1 protein-coding gene is annotated in these 1,177 nt (G+C 64.7%); it reads right to left on the bottom strand.

Going from position 1 to position 1,177, the window contains the following annotated elements:
• Position 1: 1 nt before the first annotated feature.
• On the bottom strand, positions 2–1,177 hold a 1,176-nt coding region (tuf, locus tag C6W92_RS17455; protein WP_129435398.1), incomplete at its 5' end, for an elongation factor Tu.

A 1,177-nucleotide genomic window follows, 5' to 3' on the forward strand; every position in this document is an offset into this window, starting at 1 on the left:
ATTACTCGATGATCTTGCTGACGACGCCGGCGCCGACGGTGCGGCCGCCTTCGCGGATGGCGAAGCGCAGGCCGTCTTCCATGGCGATGGGGGCGATCAGCTCGACAGCGAATTTCAGGTTGTCACCGGGCATCACCATTTCCGTGCCCTCGGGAAGCTCCACCGTGCCGGTCACGTCCGTCGTGCGGAAGTAGAACTGCGGCCGGTAGTTGGCAAAGAACGGCGTGTGCCGCCCGCCCTCTTCCTTGGTCAGGATATAGGCCTCGGCCTCGAACTTGGTGTGCGGCGTCACCGATTTCGGCTTGCACAGAACCTGCCCGCGCTCCACGTCCTCGCGGTTGATCCCGCGCAGAAGCGCACCGATGTTGTCGCCCGCCTCGCCGCGGTCGAGCAGCTTGCGGAACATCTCGACACCGGTGCAGGTGGTCTTCCGGGTGTCGTGGATGCCGACGATCTCGATCTCGTCGCCGACGTTGATCACGCCGCGCTCGACGCGCCCCGTCACCACCGTGCCGCGACCGGAAATCGAGAACACGTCCTCGATCGGCATCAGGAACGGCTGGTCCACCGCGCGCTCGGGCGTCGGGATGAACTCGTCCACCGCCGCCATCAGCTCGCGGATCTTGTTCTCGCCGATCTCCGGGTCGCGCCCTTCCATCGCCGCCAGCGCGCTGCCCGCGATGATCGGGATGTCGTCGCCGGGGAAATCGTAAGAGCTCAGAAGCTCGCGCACTTCCATCTCGACCAGCTCCAGAAGCTCCTCGTCATCGACCTGGTCGACCTTGTTGAGGAACACCACCAGCGCCGGAACGCCAACCTGGCGCGCCAGGAGAATGTGCTCGCGCGTCTGCGGCATCGGGCCGTCGGCCGCGTTCACAACCAGGATCGCGCCGTCCATCTGCGCCGCACCGGTGATCATGTTCTTGACGTAGTCGGCGTGGCCGGGGCAGTCGACGTGGGCGTAGTGGCGCGCGTCGGTCTCGTATTCAACGTGCGCCGTCGAGATCGTGATCCCGCGCGCCTTCTCCTCCGGTGCGCCGTCGATCTGGTCATAGGCCCGGAAATCGCCAAAATACTTCGTGATCGCCGCCGTCAGCGTCGTCTTGCCGTGGTCAACGTGACCAATCGTGCCGATGTTCACGTGCGGTTTCGAACGGTCAAACTTTTCCTTCGCCAT

The sequence above is a fragment of the Roseovarius sp. A46 genome (assembly GCF_004126395.1).
Lineage (GTDB): Bacteria > Pseudomonadota > Alphaproteobacteria > Rhodobacterales > Rhodobacteraceae > Roseovarius > Roseovarius nitratireducens.